Source organism: Streptomyces sp. NPDC058650 (genome assembly GCF_042717315.1).
Classification (GTDB): Bacteria; Actinomycetota; Actinomycetes; order Streptomycetales; family Streptomycetaceae; genus Streptomyces.
Genome location: NZ_JBHXRL010000089.1, coordinates 1 through 1,085, shown reverse-complemented (window position 1 = coordinate 1,085; position 1,085 = coordinate 1). Strand labels below are relative to the sequence as shown.

1 protein-coding gene is annotated in these 1,085 nt (G+C 69.9%); it reads right to left on the bottom strand.

What is annotated here, in order from left to right:
• Positions 1-1,066: FtsK/SpoIIIE domain-containing protein (locus ACFWWU_RS37450; protein WP_384153744.1), on the bottom strand; the 1,066-nt coding region annotated here is incomplete at its 3' end.
• Positions 1,067-1,085 lie beyond the last annotated feature (19 nt).

Sequence of the window (1,085 nt, the reverse complement as noted above, 5' to 3'; positions counted from 1 at the left end):
CGAACTCGTCGATCACGATCATCAGCCGGGCGAGCCCTCGCTTGGCCGCGGTGTCGGCGTCCTTCGCCCAGGCTCCCTCGACGTCCTTCGCGTTCATGTCCCTGAGCACGCGTTCACGGCGCTTCAGCTCGGCATCGAGCGATGCGAGTGCACGCTCCGTCTCGCGGGCGTCGAGGTTCGTGACCATGCCGACCGTGTGCGGCAGGCGCTCGCAATCCGCGAACGCCGAGCCGCCCTTGTAGTCGACCAGCACGAAGTTCAGCGCATCGGGACGGTTCGCCATCGCGAGGCTCACGACGAGCGCCTGCAGGAACTCGGACTTGCCCGAGCCCGTCGTTCCGGCGACGAGCGCGTGCGGGCCGTCGCGCGAGATGTCGAGCGCGAACTCGCCGTCGGCGTTGGCGCCGACCACCACGAAGGTGTTCCGGGGCTGCTTCGCCCAGCGCTGCATGATGGGCGCCGGGTCGTCGAGATCGATCTTGAGCAGGTCGACCATGCGCACGCTCGTGGGGAGCATGGCGTCGTCGCCGACGCCGCTGACGTGCTGGATCGAGCAGAGGCTGCGGGCGATCCGTTCGGCGGCGCTCAGCGAGACGCCGTCGAGCAGCACCGTCGGGTAGTACTCCTTGCCGGTCTCGAAGCGGCCGATGGAGGGGTCCGTCGGGTCGACGACCACGACACTCGCCGCCTCCTCGGGCAGTCGGGCGCGTTCGGAATCGAGCGCGATGATGTGGATGCCGTGCGCGGCGCCGTGCTCGAGCAGCGGCACCATGCCGGGGAGCATCCGGTACTCGCGGATGCCGTCGACGACGATGAGGATGTCGGTCGGGACGACGGCGCCACGCTGGCCCGAGAGGCGCATGCGGGTCTCGAGCGTGACGGCTGCCTCACGGAGGCGCTCGCGGCGGCTGTCGTCGGTGTTGCCGATCATCGCGGTGACCGAACCGCTCGCCTGGACGTGGGGCAGCCACTGGGTCCACGCCCATTCGGCGTCGGCCTCGGCATCGCAGATCACGACGAGCTCGGCGTCGCGTGGCGAACGCAGCGTGGCGAACGACGTGACCATCGCGCGAGCGAGGTTGCGC